This window comes from Shewanella sp. SR1 (genome assembly GCF_020447145.1).
GTDB lineage: Bacteria > Pseudomonadota > Gammaproteobacteria > Enterobacterales > Shewanellaceae > Shewanella > Shewanella baltica.
The window spans coordinates 101598-125041 of the sequence record NZ_JAJAEF010000011.1 but is presented as its reverse complement, the minus strand read 5'-3'; the positions used below and the strand labels follow the sequence as shown (position 1 = coordinate 125041).

14 protein-coding genes are annotated in these 23444 nt (G+C 48.3%); 4 read left to right on the top strand and 10 right to left on the bottom strand.

Features of this window, described 5'->3' with window-relative positions; all coding sequences use genetic code 11:
• Positions 1-223: 223 nt before the first annotated feature.
• Positions 224-2350: a TonB-dependent receptor gene (locus KV201_RS12535; RefSeq protein ID WP_226059508.1), complete on the top strand. Its 2127-nt coding sequence runs from the start codon at positions 224-226 to the stop codon at positions 2348-2350.
• Between the two features lie 209 nt (positions 2351-2559).
• On the opposite strand, the gene pmbA is transcribed toward KV201_RS12535, so the two are convergent.
• Positions 2560-3903 (bottom strand): metalloprotease PmbA, encoded by a 1344-nt coding sequence (gene pmbA / locus KV201_RS12530; RefSeq protein ID WP_006083239.1) that lies wholly within the window; start codon positions 3901-3903, stop codon positions 2560-2562.
• 451 nt (positions 3904-4354) lie between these two features.
• Here pmbA and yjgA point away from each other — a divergent pair, with 451 nt between their 5' ends.
• A complete protein-coding gene (gene yjgA, locus KV201_RS12525; RefSeq protein WP_011847919.1) occupies positions 4355-4891 on the top strand; it encodes a ribosome biogenesis factor YjgA in 537 nt (178 codons plus the stop codon).
• 29 nt (positions 4892-4920) lie between these two features.
• Positions 4921-7434, top strand: coding sequence for an Ig-like domain-containing protein (locus KV201_RS12520; RefSeq protein WP_226059507.1), 2514 nt, complete (start codon positions 4921-4923; stop codon positions 7432-7434).
• Positions 7435-7571: 137 nt separating this feature from the next.
• Here KV201_RS12520 and KV201_RS12515 read toward each other — a convergent pair whose 3' ends face one another.
• Positions 7572-8903 (bottom strand): APC family permease, encoded by a 1332-nt coding sequence (locus tag KV201_RS12515; protein ID WP_226059506.1) that lies wholly within the window; start codon positions 8901-8903, stop codon positions 7572-7574.
• A gap of 618 nt (positions 8904-9521) precedes the next feature.
• Between KV201_RS12515 and KV201_RS12510 the strand changes: the two genes are divergently transcribed.
• On the top strand, positions 9522-9923 hold the full coding sequence (locus tag KV201_RS12510) for a hypothetical protein (RefSeq protein ID WP_006083244.1): 402 nt from the start codon (positions 9522-9524) through the stop codon (positions 9921-9923).
• Between the two features lie 85 nt (positions 9924-10008).
• On the opposite strand, the gene KV201_RS12505 is transcribed toward KV201_RS12510, so the two are convergent.
• From KV201_RS12505 to rng, 8 genes are all read right to left on the bottom strand, one after another.
• Entirely contained in the window at positions 10009-11160 is a 1152-nt protein-coding gene (locus KV201_RS12505; RefSeq protein WP_226059505.1) for an ABC transporter permease, read from the bottom strand.
• 1 nt (position 11161) lies between these two features.
• A complete protein-coding gene (locus KV201_RS12500; protein ID WP_226059530.1) occupies positions 11162-12379 on the bottom strand; it encodes an ABC transporter permease in 1218 nt (405 codons plus the stop codon).
• 80 nt (positions 12380-12459) lie between these two features.
• Positions 12460-13434 (bottom strand): HlyD family secretion protein, encoded by a 975-nt coding sequence (locus tag KV201_RS12495; protein WP_226059504.1) that lies wholly within the window; start codon positions 13432-13434, stop codon positions 12460-12462.
• On the bottom strand, positions 13424-14845 hold the full coding sequence (locus KV201_RS12490) for a TolC family protein (protein WP_107946452.1): 1422 nt from the start codon (positions 14843-14845) through the stop codon (positions 13424-13426). The genes KV201_RS12495 and KV201_RS12490 overlap by 11 nt, the downstream gene beginning before the upstream one ends.
• Before the next feature lie 271 nt (positions 14846-15116).
• The gene (gene tldD, locus KV201_RS12485; protein ID WP_006083249.1) at positions 15117-16565 is read right to left on the bottom strand and encodes a metalloprotease TldD; all 1449 of its coding nucleotides are present in this window, start codon (positions 16563-16565) and stop codon (positions 15117-15119) included.
• 113 nt (positions 16566-16678) lie between these two features.
• Positions 16679-17509 (bottom strand): carbon-nitrogen hydrolase family protein, encoded by an 831-nt coding sequence (locus KV201_RS12480; protein WP_226059503.1) that lies wholly within the window; start codon positions 17507-17509, stop codon positions 16679-16681.
• Positions 17433-21779 (bottom strand): YhdP family protein, encoded by a 4347-nt coding sequence (locus tag KV201_RS12475; RefSeq protein ID WP_226059502.1) that lies wholly within the window; start codon positions 21777-21779, stop codon positions 17433-17435. Before KV201_RS12475 ends, KV201_RS12480 begins: the two co-directional genes overlap by 77 nt.
• Positions 21779-23245, bottom strand: a complete 1467-nt coding sequence (gene rng, locus KV201_RS12470; RefSeq protein ID WP_198555671.1) for a ribonuclease G — start codon at positions 23243-23245, stop codon at positions 21779-21781. The genes KV201_RS12475 and rng overlap by 1 nt, the downstream gene beginning before the upstream one ends.
• Positions 23246-23444: the final 199 nt, after the last annotated feature.

Genomic DNA, 23444 nt, shown 5'->3' with positions numbered 1-23444 from the left:
GGTTCCATTGATACGCTTATCGATGATTGATGAGCACAATGTTTAAAGAGTCAAAGAAAATCATGGCCTAAGTGATTCAAGTGGGAGGAATTTACCTTCTGCTCATGCCCTATTCTGTTTTTAGCCCGCTTTGTTGCCCTCTGCGACAATATGCCGCACCTGTCACTCTTAGATGCTCTTTATAATGCAGCGCAATGAATCCAAGTGAATGGAAGACAATAAGATGGCTGCAAATTCTGCGTATTTATCTCACCCGTTTAACACTTCAGTAATTTCCTCATCCCTCGCAATCGCCATGGGCTTATCGCTAGCGCCACAGGCAATGGCCGATGACAGCGAATTAGCCAATATTGAACGCTTAGAAGTCCACGGCCAACAGACCGAAAACCGCAACACGCTAGGTTCGGCTGAAAACCTGCTGAAAGGACAAGGAGTCGATTTCTCCGAAGCGGGTGGCGTATCAGCTCTGCCTATTCTCAATGGCATGATGGGCGATCGCATTAAAGTGTTAATTGATGGTGCGGACATTACCGCTTCCTGCGCCAACCAAATGAATCCACCGCTGTCCTATATTTCTGCCAATCAAGTCACCACAGCCGAAGTGATTGCGGGTGTATCGCCCATCAGTGCCGGTGGCGACAATATTGCGGGCGTGATTAAGGTTAGCAGCCTTAACCCTAAATTTGGTGAAAGCGACAGCATCAAGTGGAATAGTGGCGATATTTCAACGGGATATCGCAGTGTGAGCGACACCTTATTACTTGGCACCAATGCCACCGTCGCCAGCAAAAATATCAGCCTTAGCTATCAAGGCGCCTATGAAGATGCCAACAGCTATAAAGATGGCAATGGCGATAAAGTCATCGATACTCTGTACCGCGCACAAAACCATGCATTGACCGCCGCATGGCGCGATGAGACTCAACAAGTCGCCATCAAACTGACCCATCAGAATATTCCATTCCAAGGTTTTGCTAACCAATACATGGATATGACGGATAACAAGAGTTACGGTGCCCTCGCCCGTTATCAACTCAAACTCGACGATGACGGTGAATTCAGTGCCCAAGTAAACTGGCACGGCGTGAAACACGAGATGGGCTTTTTCACCCCAGAAAAAACCGGCAAGATGCCAATGAACACTGAAGGTGACGACTACAGCTATCAACTGCACTGGCGTTTGCCAATGGGTGATGACAGCACCTTGCTGGTCGGCCAAGAATATTATAGCTACCAGCTCGACGATGTGTGGCCTGCGGTGCCTGGCACTATGATGGCGCCCAATGACTACATCAACATCAATGATGGTGAACGTCGCCGCGCCGCCGTTTATGGCGAATGGCAGCAAGATTTAAGCCCTAGCTGGTGGTTATCGGCGGGTGTTCGCTTTGAGTATGTCACCACTAATACCGGAGAAGTCCAAGCTTATAGTGACATGTCAATGATGGGCATGCCGAATATGGATGCCGCTGCGGCGCAGGCCTTTAACGAGATGGACAGAAAACGTGATGATGATCTGATCGACGCCACCTTACTGGCTCGCTATCAATTATCAGCTAATCAACAACTTGAGTTTGGTTTAGCCCGCAAGAATCGTGCACCCAATCTGTACGAGCGTTACAGCTGGGGCCGCGGCACTATGGCGACCACTATGATAGGTTGGTATGGCGATGGAAATGGTTACGTGGGTAATCCGGATCTTAAACCAGAAACCGCCCATACCCTGAGCGCAGCCTACAAATATAACGGTGATAGCTGGCAAGTCTCGACCACAGCTTGGTACACAGCGGTGACTGACTATGTCGATGCCGAAGTGATTGGCAGTTTTAATCGCACCAGTTCACCTGATGGTAAACGCAATATTCTTCAATTCACTAACTTAGATGCCAATCTCTATGGCGCACGCTTTAATGCGCTCTATCAGTTTGCTGAAACCAGCACAGGTAAATGGCAAGTGTTAGGCAAAGTAAATTTGACCCGTGGTGAGCGAGATGAAGGCAATGAGCCTTTATATCAAATCAAGCCGCTGCAAACCGAGCTGGCACTGCAACATCAACTCGGTAACTGGGAAAACAGTCTTTCATGGCAATGGGTTGCGACCAAAGATCGCGTGGATGACCGCCGCCTTGAAAATGAAACCGATAGCTACTCCTTACTTAACTTAAACAGCAGCATGAAATGGCAGGATCTGACTGTCACCTTCGCCGTGAATAACCTATTAGACAGCTATTATGAGCTGCCGCTGGGCGGTGTGAGTGTGGCGGAATTTAAGGCCGATAACACCAATGGCTTTAACCAGATTGCCGGTGCAGGCCGCTCGTTCGAACTCAGCGCAAGCTATGCGTTTTAAAGACATGGATTTGTGATGATTCCGCTTATTAGGGCGAATAGCCCTAATAAGCGCGTTAAACAAAAAGGGCAAGCAGATTAAGTGATTAATCGCTTGCCCTTTTTTATGCTCAAACCATATTCATGCTACTAGCGCTAAAGCACAGGCACTAAAACGCTGAGACGACTTAAGCGTACTATGCGCAACGGCTGAACGAGTGAAGCTATGAATTAGTTACCCGCAATCTTCATTTCAGATAACAAGATACCGCCGGTACGAATCGATGAGCGCAGATCAAAATCCTTACTCACGGCCTGCACGCCACGGAACATCTCTTTTAAGTTACCCGCGATAGTGATCTCTTCCACTGGATATTGGATCTCACCATTTTCAACGTAGAAACCCGCCGCACCACGGGAATAATCGCCCGTAACCATGTTCACGCCTTGGCCCATAACTTCGGTCACAATCAAACCAGTGCCCATGTCTTTTACCAATTCGTCGAAGGTTTGGCCTGTGTGGCCGAGCGTCCAGTTATAAATACCACCCGCGTGACCCGTGTTGGTTAAGCCTAACTTGCGCGCCGAGTAGCTGGTCAGCAAATAGGTTTCTAACATGCCGCGGTCGATAATGCGTCTATCTTGAGTCGACACGCCTTCGCTGTCGTAGTTCGCGCTCGCCAGTGCGCCCAGTAAATGCGGCTGTTCTTCGATATTGAACCAATCGGGGAAGATTTGGGTGTTGATCGAATCCAATAAGAAACTGGATTTACGGTATAAACTGCCACCGCTGATCGCACCGATGAAGTGGCCGATTAGCCCTGTGGCGATATCTGGCGCTAATAAAATAGGTAAACGCGTTGTCGCAATCTTACGCGCACCGAGGCGGCTTACTGTCTTCTCGGCTGTTTTTAAACCGACCGTTTCAGGCGCAAGCATCTCGCTGAATTTACGGGCGATAGTGTAATCGTAATCCCGTTGCATATTGCCTTCGCTATCTTCACCGATCACGCTGCAACTTAAGCTATAACGCGAGCTGCAATACCCGTTTAAGAAACCGTGGCTGTTGCCATACACTTTAACCGCAGTGTGGGCATTGGCACTGGCGCCATCGGAATTATTGATGCGCGGATCGGCATCGAGTGCCGCAGTTTCGGCGCGGATCGCCAGTTGGGCTAACTCATCGGGGGAAATATCTTCTGGATAATACAGCTGAAGATCGCGGATCTGAGTTGCCATCAAGGCTTTATCGGCAAGACCACTGAATGGATCGGGAGAAGTATAACGGGCGATATCGTCGGCCGCTTTCACCGCTAAGGCGATGGCCTCTGGACTTAAATCCGACGTCGATGAACTGCCCTTGCAACCATCGCGGTAAACCGTAATCCCTAAGGCACCATCTTTATTAAATTCAACGGTTTCGACTTCTTTTAAACGGGTAGAAACCGACAAACCTTGTTGTTTACTGATTGCCACTTCGGCAGCATTCGTTCCTAATTTGTTGGCATATTCCAGCGCCACGGCCACCGCATCTTTCAGCGCGCCCAATTCACTATCGATTCTGTTCAAAGACACAAAGCTACTCTTTCGTTGTCGGCAATTGCCGTAGCATAACAAACACAAATCCCATTCACATTAATTATTCTCGGCCGACTTAGGCTTGAGAGCGTATCCTATACCCAAACAACCTGAAGATGCAGGATTCAGCGGGAGTTTAACGCACTTTAGGCAAGGCGGTTATTTGCAGACCTAGCGGGCTAAGTTAAAAATAACCAACACAGCATAAAGTGCGTTACCCCGTGGTTAACATCAGCCGCCGGGACGGGGCGCCTAGGGCACTCCACTTCCGTGTTGCATCAATTCAAAAGGTGGTCGACATTCTGTCATTGATGCGCCTTGAATTGAAGCACCCTAGGCGCTCTGAAACTCGTATCTTCAGGTCGCTTGGGTATAAGCACATTCACCTAGGCGATTTTTGGCTGGAGATGTTATTATTAGCCAGTAAATTACTTGAGGTTTTATCTATATGAAGATTGTTGGTGATTCAGAACATTTTAAACAGCCCTACGACATAGATGAAGATTATGTCAGCAGCAAAACAACGGACAAGCGCGACAGCGAAGCCGTGCAAAAAGTCGGTATGGAGCTTGTTTCACTGAGCAAGACTCAGCTAGATAAAATCGAGCTGGATGAGTTTTTGTACGACGCTATCCTGCAAACACGCAAAATCAAGGTCAATACTGAGGCGTATCGTCGCCACATGCAGTATATCGGCAAATTGATGCGTAATTTTGATATTGAGCCTATCAAGGCTTCACTCGCTATCGTGTTGAATAAAAACAACAACGAAACTGCGAAGTTGCAGATGTTCGAAAAAATGCGTGAACGCTTACTCACCCAAGGTGATGATGAAATTCAAACCTTAGTTGAGCATTATCCGCAATTAGACAGACAAAAACTGCGTACTTTGGTGCGTCAAGCCACCAAGGAACTGGCCAAAGGTCCAGAATCAAAATCATCTAAAGAGCTGTTTAAATATCTACGCAGCGAAATCCAAGACTAATTAACTTCAGCCCCACAAGGATGTTGCTTATGCGACTTAGCAAAACGTTATGTAGCCTAGCTTTGCTTTTTATTGGACTATTTGGACTCGGGGCCTGTAACGGCCCTGCGGACGAAGATAACGGTGGCACAGATGCCACTGACGGTATCTATAAACTGTCTATCGACTTTAAGACCTTATCGGGTTCTGAATGCGGCAGTGTTACTTCACTCCAAAGTTTCCCTAAAGACACAGGTTTTTGCGCAGTCGCGAAGTTAAAGAAAGGCTCAGCTGCAGTGAGCAAGCAGAAAGTAGACTTTACGACAGACCTTGGTGTATTAACACCTAATAGCAAACTAACAGACAATAACGGTGAAGCCATTATTATCGTTAGTAATCCTGATTTACTTGTCAATGCAGGGATAATTACTGCAACGACAACCCCAAATGATTCCACAACGGCGCTAACAGCTACCCGCAATTTTGAGTTTTTAAGTGCTAGCGATGGTACTTCTCCTGCAGCACCTAAACTCAGCGCCAGTATTTTAAACAGCGCAGCCTTAGTGACTCGCTTTAAAGTCGATGAGCCGGTGCAACTGCAAGCTATATTGCTCGATAGCGAAAGCAACGGCATCGAAGGCGCGAAAGTGACGTTCACCGCAGGCTCTGCAGTACTCAACCCTGCAAGTACTTTGACCAAAACCAATGGTATTGCACAGGTGACCTATACGCCAAGTGCAACTGAATTAGGGGCAAACTCCCTCACAGTAACAGTGGACTATCAAGGTCAATCGTTGCAAACCAGCAGTCTGTATGAAGTATTGAGTAAAGATGCGGTCAATCAAGAAGGCACGCTGAAACTCGGCTCATACAATGGCGCAGTCTTTACCGAAGGTAAATTGGCGAGCACCTTAACAGCCGATGCCAATGGCTCATATAAGATCAGCGCAGGTGGCAGCTTTGGGGTGACCGCAAGTTTAGTCTTAGAGGCCAATGACGGTACCATTACCCGAGTCCAAACCCCCTCTTCCATCAGCTTTAGCTCAGATTGCACCAACAGCAATAGTGCGACACTCGATACCCCAGTTACAACTTTATCGGGTAATGCGAGCTCAACCTTCCAAGACACAAGTTGCAGTGGCAACAGTGAACGTAGCGACCAAATCATCGCCACGACAGTGGCCGGCAATCAGACGCTAACGGCTAATTTCCCGTTCACATTGCAACGCCAAACGCTTGCCAGCTTAAGTTTTGAGTCGGCAGAGCCGGCACAAATTCGCATTAAAGGTGCGGGCGGCACAGGTGCAAGCGAATCCTCTTTAGTCAGCTTCAAAGTCATCAGTGCCGATGGAAAGCCTACAAAGCAACAAAAAGTCAGCTTTACCTTAGACACTGTGGTCGGCGGATTAAGTTTTGACAATGGCACTGCGAATGCGCAAGGCCAGACTAACTCCCAAGGTATCGCCAGTGTGCGAGTATTATCCGGCACAGTCCCCACACCCGTGCGCGTAGTTGCTACTGCCGTTGACGCCGATACGAGCGAAGTGATCACTAGCCAATCTGAACAGTTAATCGTGGGTACTGGCTTGCCGCAGCAACTGGGATTCAGTTTATCGACTTCAATCTTCAATCCTGAAGCAGGTGACTTTAGTGGTGAAACTGCAACGATCACCATTCGAGCCTCAGATAGTTTTGGCAATCCAGCGCCCGATGATACCGCGGTTAACTTCACCACAGAAGGCGGCCAGATCCCGACATCATGTGTCACTAAAAATGGCACTTGTAGCGTCGTTTGGACATCACAATCAGCACGCGTACCCGATCACCGCATCACGATTCTCGCTTATGCCTTAGGTCACGAAACCTTCTTCGATACCAATGGCAATAACATCTTTGATGATGCCGATATCAGTAAAGACATCAATGGCACGCCAGTGACTGACTTAGCCTGTTTAACTCGGTCAGGCGTCGCAAAAAAATGCACCGGTAATGGCATGGACATCGAAGCCTACCTTCCTAGTGGTTTCAGTGATCTAGGTGATGCGTTTAGGGATGACAATGAAGATGGTATTTGGAATTTAGGTGAAAAGTATTTAAATACTAAAAATAGTGACACCTACCTTTCTGCCGATGGCAAATTTAACGGTCCACAATGCGAAAGCACACTCTGTGGCAAAGACCAAGCCAATAAAACCTATATCCGCAAAGCTTTAGTAATGAGCATGTCAGGCTCACAGGCCTATATCAGTGTGATGCAAGACGGTGTGTTATTGCCGAGTGTGAATGACATCAAACCTGTGGCCGTTGGTGCTAGTTCTGAGTTTGTAGTATTTGTCCACGACAGTGCGAATCAAATCATGCCTGCTACGACTAGTATCGAACTTTGCGTCGATTGTGCTGGAGCGCCTAAAACCTTCGAGGTTCCTAATACTGTTTATGCGAAAGGCAGTCTAGGTTCGCCGCTGAAATTTACGGCATCGGCCAATGCCAGTGTATCACTGAAAGTCACAACCCCTAAAAATGTGGTCACTGACAACTTAGGTTTCACAGTGCCATCGCTTTAAAACTCGATTAAGCAAACTGAAAAGACCCGCGAATGCGGGTCTTTTCAGTTGGACGTTTTATTAGAAGACTGTGATGCCTCAATCAAACCGTTGTCAGTTGTTAGCAATAGCTGCGACTCTACAATCCTATGCTGCAACTAATTGTGTAACTCTACTGCTCGGCGTAAACGTAAGCTACGCAGGGCTAGATATAAGGCTCCCACTGCAGCCCAAATCAATCCCAATTCTAAAGACTGTGGCTCTAAGTTCGCCCAAAGTACCCCAATAGTGCCAGCGCCACACAGGGGCAATACTAAGTATTGCAGATGATCCTTAAAGGATTGATTACGTCGCTCCCTCACATAAAACTGCACAATGACGGCTAAGTTCACGAAGGTGAATGCCACTAAGGCGCCAAAATTAACTAAGGCTAAGGCCATTTCCAAATCAAATGATACCGCAGACAGCGCCAATGCCCCCACCAACAAAACATTAAATGCAGGGGTGCGCCACTTAGGGTGGATATAAGCAAACCCTTTACGTGGCAGCATGTTGTCCCGTCCCATCACATACAAAATCCGTGCAACCCCAGCATGGGCAGCCATGCCAGATGCTAACACCGCCACTGTAGTCGCCACTAATACGATGGACTGGAATAGGTTTCCTCCAACGTAGAGTGCGATTTCGGGTAATACCGCATCAAGCTCCTTGAAGCGGGAAATATCGGGGAAATAAAGCTGAAGGAAATAAGACACGCCGACAAAAATCACCCCACCAATCAAGGCGGTCAACACAATCGCGCGAGGAATAACACGTTGAGCATCCTTCGTTTCTTCGGTCAGCGAGCTCAAACCATCAAAGCCGAGGAAGGAAAAACACAGAATAGTGGCGCCAGTAAATAACGGCACAATCGCCATATTATCGGCATAAAATGGTCGCACGCTTGCAATCGCACCTTCGCCTTCACCAAGGGAAATGCTATAGGCCATTAGACCAATAAACACGAGGATAATGGCGATTTGCACAAACACTATCACCCCATTAAAGTTAGCCACCAGATCAATCCCTTTAAGATTGAGCAGGGTCATTATGGTCACGAGTGCGAAAATGAAGATCCAAGGTTCGACAGTGGGGAACATGGCAGTTAAATAGATTTTTGCCAGCAACATGTTGATCATTGGCATAAACATATAATCAAGGAGCGACGACCAGCCCACCATAAAACCGACATTCGGACTAAAAGTTTTCTGGGCGTAAGTGTAGGCTGACCCCGCATAGGGATATTTACGCACTAAGTGGCCGTAACTGAACGCGGTAAACAAAATTCCCGCCAGTGCGAATAGATAGGACGTAGCCACATGGCCAGAGGTAATCTCAGAAACAATACCAAAGGTGTCAAAAACAGCCATAGGCGTGAGATAGGCGAGCCCCATCACTACCACTTGCCATAAATTTAGGGTCTGCTTCAAACCCGGTTTATGTTGACTCATGAGCACGCCCCTATTGAACAGGGTTGAACAACTAACCGTGCATCTGCAATTGGTTTTGGCATGTGACTCACCATCAGCACTTTAGGCTTAATGGCTAACTCAACAACTTGATTTACGGCAATGACCGAAAATTCGGCGCACAACAGCCCCATTAATTTGTCCTCATTAAAATAGGTTCAGCCGAACCTCATATCATTTCCGGATGTTTACCGGCCTCAATTGTTTTAAAACGCATACTCTCTAAATAAAAATAACCGAGATACTGAGTACCTCGGCCATTTTTTCGGCGCGCATTCTCCCCCAAAACCCGCTAGAAGACAACCCAACAAGGGCACTTTGCTGGCTATCTGCGCGATGAAAGTTAAATTAACGGAACAGACAAGGATAAAGATGGCTTAAAGCAGTTTAAACACTGAAACACGCGACAGGAATACAAGAGTAAGACTGATGACATACCGAAGGACAAGCTCAATACAAGATAATTGTTCATTTGTATTAAATTTGTTATTGGAAATGAAGCAGATATAGATATAATCGTTCGGCAAAAAATTAAACAGGGGCCGTTTAATTTGCGAAGCGACTGCTTCATTTGTTTTATCGCATCAAAAGGAAGATGAAATGCGTAAAATTACTTTAATCTCTCTGGCCATTGGCAGCTGTTTTCTCGCCGCCTGTGCCGCAAAACCACCTATTATCGCTCAAGAAAAAACTGTTGAAATCGATGGTATTAACTTAGTTTTTGGTGGCAGTTTTGATACAGAACGAAAAAACATTTCACTCTCAGTGAATGGCGACTCTGTTATGAAAGGCACTTTCCCTCCTTACACTCCTACTCAACATTTGAGCGGCAAATACAAGGATTTCAAGATTTCTAGCCAATGCTATTTCGGCTCAGTGCTCAGCAGCCAAGGTGGCGCATTTGGCGCGATTGCCGGCGTCATTCAAGCGACTAAATCGAGCTCAGGCGATAAGTGCGATATGCTCGTGGATGGTAAAATTGTTGAAAGTCTCTACTTCTAAAGATTAATTGCAGAAGTACCTAAACTGCCCCTGTAAAGTACAAGACCTGTAAACACTCGCGAGATGCTCTGTCCCGCGAGTCCCATCAAAGCTGATTAGCTTCAGCCAACAATCTCGCTCTGCGCTTTATACCCAAGATCGCTAAGCCAAAGAAAACCGCAAATAAGCCCCAGAGTTGTAGCCATTTTGGCATTACACTCGCCCAAGTCGCGCCCATTTGATTCAGCTCTAGCATGCCCATAATTGCGGGAACGGCAGGGATAAACTGCGAACCTAAAACCAGTGGTTCCGGAATGAGCGCTATCGGCCAGACAAAACCAGACACGAATAGGATCGGCATTGAAATCAACAACAGCACTTGGGTCGGTAAATCGCGGCGGGTAAACAAGGTGCTCATGGCAACCCCTGCGGCGGCGGTAGCCAATAAAAAAGGTAACAACCATAACGCGACAACACCCAGACTTGCCTGAATGCTGACGTGATACCAGTGATAACAATAGCCGACGTAAAAGCTGGTAAAGAAGAGATAAATCAACATGAAGGCGAGTATTCGCCCACATAAAAGTTGTACGGGCGAGACCTGCTGCCAATAGCCTTTCTGGCGCCATTGCCCTGCCCCTAAAATACCTGTGCCTATGAGCAAGGTTTGATGCAAGATCAGCAAAAATAGTCCTGGTACTACATAGGGCGTATAACCTAGGCTTGGGTTAAAGGCGGGCACGCTATTGAGATGAATTGAGTTGACACTCTGCTCAGCCTGTTTAGGATTTGTGCCTTGGGCCAACATGCCAATCAATTGCACTTGCTTACCCGCGTCCATACCCGCGCTCACTAAGCCTTCGACAACCGCGGAGTAAATCAGGAAATAACTGGCATCACCGCCATAACTTAACGTCACTCCCTTACCCAGCATTAAGTCACGGCGGAAACCTTCTGGGATCACCAGTAAGCCGTGGGCCTTGCGCGTCTCAATAAAACGCTTCGCCTCGGTAATCGAACCGACTTGGCCTATGACTTGGATTTTTGCACTAGCGCCGGCATGGCGGATCAACTGGCGGCTTAAGGAGGAATGGTCTAAGTCCACCACGATCAGCTGTTGCTCGGTCGGTACTTGGTTTAAATAGGGTAAAGGATACAAAATCGAATAAAACAGCACGCCACCAAACAAGGTCACTGCGATCGCTTTATCGCTAATAATGGCCTTAAGTTCAGTTAACATCAGTCGCCACATGTTCATCCTATTGCCCCTTCGCAGGTAAGGCTGCGTCCGAGTCATATGCTGTCACGATAGTATTGGCGGTGATCGTGATGGGCAGTAATTTACGCGATAACAAATATATCAAAGGCAGTAAACAGATAAAGCCCCAATAACCGCTGAGCTGGCTCGCCACATTCGGCCAAGCGGCGCCGTAACTGACGACGCTCACATGGGACTCAATATAGTGGCTCGATGGCATTATCAATCGCCACCACTGCGCCAACTGCGGCATATCATGGGTGGGGAAAGTGATCCCCATAAAGGCAAAGGCGGGCGCAAATAAAGCGGTGCAAAAACTGATGACCCGCGCACTGTCACGCATTACCACAAAGATTAATAACACCACACTCCATACTGCCAGCAACATCACTAATTGTGCTAACAGCAATAGGGCTAAACTGCCCGCCATCGGCAACGCGAGATACAAGTACAGCCAAGTTAAAATAAAGCCGCCCTGCAGCATCAATATCGGCGTAAACAACACCAATTTCGCCAGCACCTTAGGCCAAAAATGCTCGGTTAAGGTATTCGATATGCCATTGACCTGAGTCGTGGGCGCTAAATGCAGCTCTCGATTTAAGCTGTTGGCCATGACCAACATAGATAATAATTGCCACAGCGCAACGAGCACTGGCGGCACTAAGAAGCCTATATAGTTGTTATTTCGGTTAAACAAAGCCGTTGTTTGGCTTTTGATTGGGCTTAAATTGACTGCCACTTGGGATTTAGGTGTACCGTTGGCGAGCTGTTTTAAGCCCGCTACTTGCAACAAGCCGTCACCCAGACTCAGCTGAATTTGGCTTGAGAGTAACTTACCCACCAGCAAAAATTGGCTGTTGTAGCGCACATCTATGGTGGGCTTGTGGCCAGTGAGCAAATTTTTTTTCATATCATAGGGAAAGACCACGATAGCGTAGACTTTCGCCTGCTGCATCGCCGACACGGCCGCGGCTAAATCGGTGAAATTCTGTGGCTCTGTCACAGGATTTGCCTTCAGCTGACGGGTCAGCATACGGCTTAATTGACTGTGGTCTTGATCGACAATCGCCACCGGCAGTTGCCTTGGTAAGCCGGCACTGAACAGCCACCACAGGCAGAAAATCCCGATCAGCGGAATATAACTGATCAGCGCCAACTGCCAAGGATCGCGCCACAGGGCACTAAGCTCACGGCGAATTAACGCAATGAGCAAGGCCATAAAGCTTCTGCTCAATGGCTGTGAGTCACTCTTAGTCTTGTCGACCGTATTGGCGTTGGGCGTGCGTTCAGTCACGGCTTTTACTCACTGCGCAGCAGCACAGACATGCCGACACGCAGATCAGCAATCGGCTGGCTTGGACGCAATTCCATCTCGAAAGTGCGCATATCAAAATCGTGGCCACTTTCGGTCGAGCGCCACGTGGCAAAGTCGCCCATGACGCTGATATGGGACACAGTAAATTCCACATCTTGCCCGAGCGCGGGAATATTCAGCTGAACTTTTTGACCTTGCTTGAAGCGCTTAAGTTGATCTTCGCGCACTTGGAACACGGCCCATGAATCCTGCATATCAATCAGGCTCACAATAGGAAAACCGCTCGGCGCTAATTCACCTGCCTGCAATAGCACGTCGCTGATTTCACCCGACTTAGGCGCACGCATTTGGCTATCTTGCATAATGGCGTTGACTTCTTTTACCGCACCTTCGGCCATACGGGCGTTACCTGCGGCAGCGGCTTTGGTTTCGACCCGCGCGCCTTCCTGTGCCATTTGATACATGGCTAACGCCGCTTGCTCTGTGTATTTCGCCGCTTGCCATTGGGTAAAGGCTTCATCGCGTTTTTGTCTTGCGGCCACACCTTCGTTGAAGAGATTTTCGACGCGAGTATAAGTGGTTTTAGCCAGCGTTGCAGCTGCCTGTGCCTTGAGCCATTGCTCTTTGGCCGCCATCACTTCTTGGCTACGGGCACCGTTGTTAGCTTCAAGCTGCATCGCTTTAGCGGCATCGCGGCCACCTTCGGCTTGCATCAACTTAGCATCCAACTCAGGGCTGTTGATGGCGAACAGCAAATCACCTTCGGCCACACTGTCACCACGGCGCACCAGCACTTGCTCAACACGGCCTGGCACCTTAGAGGAGACATTGTATTCGCGGGCTTCAATCTGGCCCTGCAACAGGCTCGGCTGCGGACTGTAAGCCAGCTTGAGGCCATAGGCCAAGATAAGGCTTAATGCGACCAACGCCACAAGGGCAAGTATTCTGTTAGCGCGCATTGTTTGTCTCCTGCACTTGGGTAAGGGCTATGGTACGACCGATAAATTCATCTAATTGACCACTGATGGCCATTAATCTGGCATAGGCTTGCACATAACGATAACGGGCGGCCAGTTGTTGAGTTTTAACTGCGCTGAGTTTCAGCTCGGCATCGACTCTGTCGATAGAAGTTGAAAGCCCTTGATTAAAAGCGATTTCTCGCAGGCGCAGGTTTTCGGTGGCGAGTTCGAGTGAGGTATCGAGCGCCTTCACTTCTTCTTCGGCCTGTAATAACTGGCGATAGCTTTGGTCCAGTAACAGACTCAAGTCTTGCCGCGTTTGTGCCTTGGTATAACGGGCCTGCAAGAGTGCACTCTTGGCGGCTTCGACCTTACCACTGCGACCGTCGCGGCTGAGAATGGGCACTTTAACGCCGACACCGACCATCCAATCGGGCTCTACCTGAGAAAACAGGCTGTCATCTTCGTAAAGTGTGTAATTACCAAAGAGGAATACTGTGGGGTAATACTTACCCTGTTCTAATGAAACCAAGCCATTGGCCTGCGCTTCCTTCGCTTCGAGCAATTTAAGCGCAGGATGTTGGCTCAGCGTCACTTGAGTGAGCTGACCTAAAGACGGCGCATGCGGCAAGACAAATAAAGGTGACTCAGTGCCAACATCGCTTTGCTGCAGCATGCGCGACAGGGCAATAACTGCCATTTCGTGTTGACGGCGAGCGCTGCCTAAATTGACTTTGGCATTGTCTAAGGCGACCTGCGCATTGAGGCGCTCAACCTTAGCGATTTGCCCTTCTCGCTCTAACGCTAGCGCATGATCAACATGCTTAGTTAAAGAGCCGACAAGATCGGTTTGGGTGTTCACCAATGCCAGCGTGACATCAACAGCGTAATATCTGTCCACCAGCAGGGTAAATAAATCACGGGTGGCAAGCTGTAACTCTTGTTGCTTCTCAGCCACCATAGCCGCGTGTATACCTTGGGCTGCAGTGATCTGCCCGCCCGTATAAATCGGCCACATGGCTTGTAAGCTCGCGCGGAAGATATCTTGCTCAGTAAAAGGCGTAACAAACATTGACCCCGGAATACTCGCCAGAGCTCCGCCAAGGGCTGGAGGTAAAGTCGCGGGATCAAGGGAGGCTAAGGGATTGAGATCCCGAAGATCCAGTTCAATCGGTTTTTCGAGGTGGGTATAACTGCCATTAAGGCTCAAGGAGGGCAGATTTAAGCTCTCGCCCGCCTCTTCTTCACCTTTAGCGCGATTAACTTCCTGGGATTGCGCTTGCAACTTGTCGCTCACCTTCAGCACTTGTTGCCAAGCGTCGGTGAAGCTCGTGGGCTGGGCATGGCCAGCCAAAGGCAATAAACAAGGCAAGGGCAGTAAACACAGCCAAGCCACACGTGATAGTTTCATTAACACCTCTAGAGTAGTTACTCTAATTTCCTTTGCGAATGATAACATCCATCATGGTAAGCGGCTAGAAGGACGATCACAGAGGATCGAACCTAGTACTCTTCGACCGAGCGACTAAGGCGATTTATCTCAGTTTTGCTCCTTGGCGCTCAACATGCTCATGCGCTTAAGCATGAACATGAGCATAAATTTCAATATGAGCATGAAGCCGAACAAAGCTTTGCCAGTTACCACGCTTATCGCCATCGCGCATCTACAAGCTCAACGAATACTAAGCCGTACCACCCACAGTTAAACGATCTAACTTCAAGGTAGGTTGGCCTACGCCTACAGGGACACTTTGACCGTCTTTACCGCAAACGCCAACACCTTGATCTAAAGCCATATCGTTACCGACCATAGAGATCTGACTCATGGCCTCAGGGCCGTTACCGATTAAAGTGGCGCCCTTAATGGCTTGTGTGACTTCACCATTTTCAATCAAATAGGCTTCGGATGCGGAAAACACAAACTTACCCGAAGTGATATCAACTTGACCACCGCCAAAGTTCGGGGCGTAAATGCCTTTCTTGACTGACTTGATGATCTCACTTGGATCCGACTCACCCGCCGTCATATAGGTGTTAGTCATACGTGGCATAGGTAAATGCGCGTAAGATTCGCGACGACCGTTCCCCGTTGGCGCAACGCCCATCAAACGAGCATTGAGTTTGTCTTGGATGTAACCCTTTAAAATACCGTCTTCAATCAATACGGTTCTTTGAGTCGGCACACCTTCATCGTCGATGCTGAGTGAACCGCGACGATTAGGCAAGGTGCCATCATCTACCACAGTCACTAACTTAGAGGCGACTAACTGACCCATTTTACCGCTGAAAGCACTGCTGCCCTTACGGTTAAAGTCGCCCTCTAAACCATGTCCAACTGCTTCATGGAGTAATACGCCCGGCCAGCCATTGCCTAACACCACGGGCATTTCGCCCGCTGGTGCATCGATAGCATTAAGATTGACCTGCGCTTGACGCACGGCTTCACGGGCAAAGGCGAAGCACATAGGTAAACCAGTGTCATCGCTTGCCATCAACACGCCGTAGTCATGACGACCACCGCCACCGGCGCCGCCACGTTCACGTTTACCGTTTTCTTCTAAGATCACGCTACAGTTAAAGCGCACTAAAGGGCGAATATCTGCCGCTAAAGTACCATCGCTAGCAGCGATAAGGATTTCTTCGTGCACGCCCGCAAGACTAACAACGACTTGAATAATGCGGCTATCTAAACTGCGAATAAAGGCATCGGCTTCTTTCAGCAGATTGATTTTTTTGACTTCTTCCATCGCCGCAATCGGATCTAAGCTGTCGTATAATGCCAAGGCTTTTTGACGTTTAAAGGCTTGAACCTGAGTTTGCTCACCGGCACTGGCAATGCCGCGTGCGGCCTGAGCGGCAGCGCTTAGGGCTGCTGGCGTAATATCATCGGCATAGGCGAAACCGGTTTTTTCACCGCTGATCGCACGCACGCCCACACCGCGTTCGATATGGAAACTACCGTCTTTAATGATGCCGTCCTCCAGCACCCAAGACTCGTGGCGACTACCTTGAAAATAGAGATCGGAATAATCGATTTTGTGCTGATGTATGGTGTTTAGATAGGTTTGCAGACCCTCTAACGCTAACCCATTCTTCAATAAACTTTGCTCTACTTGTGCTAAAAATGGCATCTATGCTCTCTTTGACCCCAAGGGATCTTGATATTCTGAGTGTAAATTCGCGGTACTAATTCTGTACGTAAATCGCTGTCTAATTCGGTATTGCCGCTCGCCAGTGCGGGCGGTTATTTCAAGCTTGGCTCAAGGAAACGATTATGCTGCATCACGGGCATTTTACGGCGAATACTGTGCAGTTCGGTTAAATCGACCTCAGCCTGCACCCAACCCGTACCCATTTTACGTTCGGCCAAAATGTTGCCCCAAGGACCGACTATCATGCTCTGCCCCCAGGTTTCACGACTGCCTTCGTTATGCTGTCCCCACTGAGCTGCAGCAAGAATAACGCATTGGGTTTCAATGGCTCTTGCCTGTAGCAATACTTGCCAATGGGCTTCACCGGTAACTTTAGTGAAGGCCGACGGCAAGGTAATGATCTCAGCACCCGCAAGACGCATCGCCCTAAATAAGTCGGGAAAGCGTAAATCATAACAGATGGCTAGGCCAATTTTGCCAAAAGGTGTATCGATAACGCTAATGTGATCACCGGGGCAGAAGGTTTCGCTCTCACGATATTGTTTTGTACCATCGGCAACATCCACATCAAAGAGATGCAGCTTATCGTAATACCCTAAAGTATCACCTTTATCATCAAACAGATAACTGCGGCTATACACGCGGCCATCCTCAGCCAACGCCGGAATAGTGCCAGCCACCATAAAGACCTGATATTTGGCTGCCAATGCACTTAACGCCGACTTGAGCGGACTCTGATGAGCATCACCCGCATAGGCGAGTTGCTGACTTTCGTGGCCACCAAACAGTAAACTGCATTCGGGCAACACGACTAAATGGGGCGCATCGGCATCCCGTTTGAGTTCGTTAAGCTGCGATTCGATAAACAGCAGATTGGCGCTGACGTCGCGACTGCTCTGACATTGCAACAGGCTGATGTGCATTCTGATCTCCCTGAATTTGCTTAATCGGTTCTACTGCTGGCTGATTCTCTGGTGTGGCAGGCATGTTCGGCGCTTCAGGCGAAGGCGTTGCTTGAGGTTGCACTAACTTTAAATCGGGCGCTTTAATTTGATCTGTGGCTGGCTTTGGCTCTTCTGACTTTGATTCTTCAGTTCTGGCCTCTTGAGGCTTAACTGCTTGTGGCTCAAGCGCTTCTGATTGTGCTTCTTGAAGCTGTGGCTCAGATTTAGCGTCGCTTGGTTTGACTTCAGTTGACTGAGCTTCAGTTAACTTAGTTTCAGTTGGCTTAGCTGCTGTTGATTGAGCTTCGGTCGATTTCGCTTCTACCGGCTGAGTGATATCGGTATTATGACTTGCGGCTTCGGTTGGCGCCGCTGGGCGCTCAACTCCGACAACAGGTAGAATAGCCTCAGGAATTTCAATCTCTTTACTCTTACGTTCCAGCTCTTCAACCACAGGTTCAGCCATAGTGCCGGTCACCCGAAAACGAATTTCTGAAATTACTTCAATCACAGGCTCAAGCACTTTTGTCAGGGCAAATGCGCCCAGACCGAGCGTCCAGGCACTGGTACTGAGCAATACCACTGTCGGTACGCTCGAGGCCAATTGTGGCACAAAGCGGATATCGTAATTCAAACTTTCAGTGGTGAGATCCGTATAGCCACGGACCTTCATATTGCCCGCAATCGCATCCATTTCGGTATCAGTGGTTTTCACCACGCCATTATCAATTTGCAGATTGCCATTGAAGGAGTTGAAATACATCCCCTGACCGAAGACATCGGTGAAATCCAGCGACAGTTTACGCACCAGAGAATCTAAGCTGAACAGGGAGAAAATGCGTGCGCCCTTATCACTCACCTGAGATAAATGCCCTTTGCCTAAGTCGAACTTCACCTTGCCATTTAAGGTTTCAAGGGAGAAAGCATAAGGCGCACCTTGCCAAGATAAATCCGCGTTAACCTTTAATGGCGCTTCATTGACGCCGGGATCTATGCCCAACTGAGCCGAGAGATAATTAAACTGAGTGGCGTTCAATTCAACACTCAAATCAGTTTTATTCTGCCCTGCCTGTTGCTGCCAAATGCCACTGCCCTGCAAATTGACATTGGGCGTAGTCAACGACAACGTTTGGATTTTATAGCCTGCCGCTTGGGGGCTCGCCTGCAAGACTAGCTTGCCAAAAGGCTTATCGAAGAAACGAAAATCCTCCACATTCACGGCCACGGGTGGCAGGTTAGTGAGCACTTGATCACTGGCAAAATCGGCATCGGTATCCGACTTAACCTCGGGTGAAAAATAGAATTTGCTCGCCACAACTTTGAGGCCTTGGGTTCGCCAGTTGGGATAGAAATCGACCCAGCCGTCAAATTCGTTGGCAACGGTATTAAAACGCCAGCCCGTTTCATTGGGTTTCGCATTGAGCCTAAGCTCGGTCAGCTGTTGTCCTAAAAGGTCGAGGCGGCCAATATGGGAATCGATACTCGCCACCGCAGGGAATAAACTGTCATGGGCGATATCGTCGACGAGGATGCCGGTTTTAGGTAATTTCTCTTGGCCAACAAAGGCATTAATCACAGGTAACCAGTCGGCTAGTTTCGCCTTACCAAGGTCAATTTGAATATGACCTTTCTCAGTATTTCGGGCTTCATCCTCATCGAATAAACGCCCCAATAACAAATCAAAATAACTGAAATTAGCACCTTTTTCAGCATCAAACCCACCGATAAACTCGGCATGACTCGCCAGTTTGACATCTAAGGTCGCATCATTTTGATCGCCAATAAACTCAGCGACTAAAGGCCGCGGCTCATCTTCGGGTTTGGCAAAATATCCCGGGAATGACAGTTGAGTGCCAACCATATCCGAAGTTACTTTGGCTTGAATTTGATAACCTTTTTCAGTAAACAGCATAGTCATAGCGCCGTCCCAACTGATTTTACCCTGATAGAAATCACTCAAAGGATTATGCAATGCTTCGGGGAGACGATTCAGATCCCAACGACTTTTGAGTGAAAGATTAAGGCTAAAATCTTTGCCTTTAGGCTGAGTATCAAAGGTTAAGTTGAGCGGCTGTTCGAACAAACGCGCTTTAATCCCTTTACCTGTCACCACCTCATTTGCAAAGTCGACGATACCCGTTACGCCATTGAGCTGCAATCCGGGCTGGGCAATATACACGGGCGTGTTATCAAAACTAATTTGACCACGAATATCTTCTGCGCCTCCGTCATACAGCGGAATACTGATATCCAAATTACCAGTCACAGCGCCTTGTACTTGCACGACATCTAAGGTTTTACCCACTGAACCCGCCAAAGGTGAGGCTTGCAACACCTTAGTCGCCGCGCTGCCTTGGGTGGCAAGTTCGGCTTCAATCCTCAGCAGAGTGTGTTCGCCAATCGCGGGAATAAATACATGGGCCCCCGTGGCATCCACGTTCATTAGCTTGCCTTGGTTGAGCCAAAGATCCATACGAGCATTTTCAAACAAAGCATTAAGGGATAAGTCTGTGACCGCAGGCCAATCGGGTTGAAACTGGAATTGGGCATCCGTTAAAGTAAATGCCGCTTGAAACACGCCGCTATTGTCATCGAAGGGGAAACCGTTTAACGGACCACGCCAAACGACCTGTGCATCTTGAGTCTGACCCGCTTTAAGTCCTGTATCCAAATATTCAGCCAGCGATTCGCCCATCGCCTTATTGGGGAAATACTTGTCGGCATTGGCGACATTATTGATATGAACATTAGCGGCCAGCGCCATATGCGCCGCAGCACTGAAATCCAATTTAAGCGCAGCATCTAAGCCTATGTCATCGTTCTCAAGCTGCAACTGCGGCACGTTTAAACTCAACTCTGCAGTATTGAACTGACCATCAATTGCCGCACCGTTAAAGACGAGTGGCGCCGAAAATTCATCCCCAAAATCCACGCTATAAACTTGTGCAGGCAAAGAGAAATACAGCGTCTTGTCTTGCCAATGTAAGTTCAGATCTAAAGGATGAGTATTGGGGATACCGTCGACCTTCTGCCAATGTAACTGTTTCACCTCAGAAGTAGCGAGCAAAGGCTGATCGGCCTTTTGATACAGTCGAATGGGCCCAATACTGGCTTCAGGCGATAAAGCATGCCATTGATGTAATATGGCTTTATCGACTCCGGGGAATAGCGGTAACAGGGGTAATAGGTTTTGAGTGTTAACTTGATTCACATAGGCAAAGAATTCGTCATGTTGACGCTTAGCCGCCAGCATTAACTGCGGCCAATGCTCACCGTTAGTGACAAATTCAAGCCCTGAGCTCTGTACTTTCCAGCCTGAATCCTTTGGCTGCCAAACGATATCACCCGCTTGGATTTCAAATCGTTGTGGCACTTCCTTTAAGGTCCATTGCAACCAGCTCGGCTCAAAATGAACCATGGCAGAACTGATGCTGCGATCGGCAAACGTAAACCAAGCCTTAAGATTAACGACCCCTTCTAAGGGTAATTTTTTGCTCGCATCATAGGGATTAGGCTGACGCGATGCCCACTCACCTAAGTCTAATGAGTTCGCCGCCAGATAAATCTGCCCCGTTAAGCTGTCGGGATTCGCGCCATCGCCATTGAGATCTAACTGTAATCCCAGAGATTCATGCTCAGAGGCATTATCATCAAGATACAGTTCCCCTGCACCGCGGTGACGCTCGCCGTTATTGCGCCAATTTAGCTGGCGAATATGGATCGGGCGAAACTCTTGGCGCAAGCTGAGCAGCTGCACTGTGGCATGGGTTAACGAAAATCTGTCGAGTTGCTTGAGCAATAATGCATAGAGCCAATCAACTTGCGGCGCTTTATTGGTTGCGGCAGGATTATTTTCGGTCAGCTTGTCCATGTTTAACGCGATATGGACACCATCAAAATTGACATCTTCGATACGCGGCGTGAAGGTCAGCAGCGATTGCCAAAAATCTAACTTCACTTGCACATTCTTAATAATCAGGGTGACAGGTAGCTGCTCCTGCGGCGGGATCACTAAATTATCTATGTTAATTGCCGGACCAAACGCTTGCCAGTGAGCGGATAATTCCCCCACTTGCACATCAACTTTATATTCGTTTTTTACGTAATCAACCAGTTGCTGGCGCACCCCATCAACCTGCGGCAATAAGCCACGGATCAAACTCACTGCAAGCGCAAATAGCACTAAGATTAACGCGATAAATTGCCAACAAAAACGACTTAGTTTTTTTGCAGTAAAAGGTGCTGCCACTACATCATCACCACATCGTATTTGTTCTGTGAGTACATAGGCTCATTTTGCAAACGGATACGCTTACCGATATAAACCTCAAGCTCAGCAATCAGATGATTTTCATCGGTATGTAAGCTTTGATACACGGCAGGCGAACAGTACAACAGGAATTCATCGGCATCATAGGCGCGATTTAAGCGGATGATTTCGCGAAATACCTCATAAGAAACCGTCTCCACCGTCTTCATGCTGCCCGTGCCATGGCAGGCGGGGCATTCGCCGCAAACCACGTGCTCTAAGCTCTCACGAGTTCGTTTACGGGTCATTTCAACTAAACCTAAGCCAGAGAAACCGCTCACATTGGTTTTCACTCTGTCTTTAGACAAAGCACTGGTTAAGCTACTGAGCACCCGAGCCTTATGATCCGCCGTCATCATGTCGATAAAATCGATAATAATGATGCCGCCGAGATTGCGCAGACGTAACTGCCTCGCTATGGCTTGGGTCGCTTCGAGATTGGTATTAAAAATGGTTTCTTCAAGATTTCTGTGTCCGACAAAGGCGCCGGTATTGATATCCACAGTCGTCATGGCTTCGGTCTGATCGATAATCAAATAGCCGCCAGACTTGAGCTCAACCTTACGACCAAGCGCGCGTTGAATTTCGTTCTCCACATCGTAGAGATCGAAAATAGGCGCAGGCCCTGAATAATGCTCAATCTTCTCGGCAATCTCAGGCATAAACTCTTGGGCAAAGGACTGTAACTCGGCAAAAGTACGGCGAGAATCGACCTGAATACGGTCAAGTTCAGTACCGACAAAGTCACGCACAATCCGCACGGGTAAGGCTAAATCTTGATATAACAAAGACACGCCGCTGCGCTTACGTCGCTCACTGACCTTTGACCAAACACGCCTTAAAAACGCCGCATCTTGGGATAACTCATCCTCACCCACGCCTTCAGCGGCGGTGCGGATAATAAAACCACCGTCATCATCGACATAGGGCAAAGTGATTTGTTTAAGGCGACTGCGTTCTTCTTCAAGCTCGATACGCTGGGAAACGCCAACGTGGCTAGAGCCAGGCATAAAGACTAAATAACGGGAAGGCAAAGTGATATCGGTAGTCAGGCGTGCGCCCTTAGTGCCCAGCGGATCTTTAACCACTTGCACCATAATGTCTTGTCCTTGACGGACTAATTCGGCGATATCACGGACAACAAAATGACCTTTCTCAACATCGGCAACGCATTCAGTGTGCGGCACTATGTCGGAAGCATGTAGAAAAGCGGCTTTATCTAAGCCAATATCGACAAAGGCGGCTTGCATACCGGGCAACACACGGCTGATTTTACCTTTGTAAATATTGCCAACTAAACCCCGTTTCATGCGGCGTTCAATGTGTACTTCTTGCAGCACGCCATGCTCAACTAAGGCTACGCGCGCCTCAGAGGGGGTTACGTTGATCAGTAATTCTGAACCCATCTTGCGCTGTATTTTATTTGGATTTAAGCGACTGGTATTCACGACTCACCCCATTCGGGAAACTAGATTAATTAATCGAAGTTACAAACTAGAAGTTACCCACTATCTAAGCATGAAAACCGAATAAAGGAACAAGGCTAAGGGTAACTTCATGGAGATACTCGATTAAGAGCCTAAAACCTCCACAAGGTTCATTCTA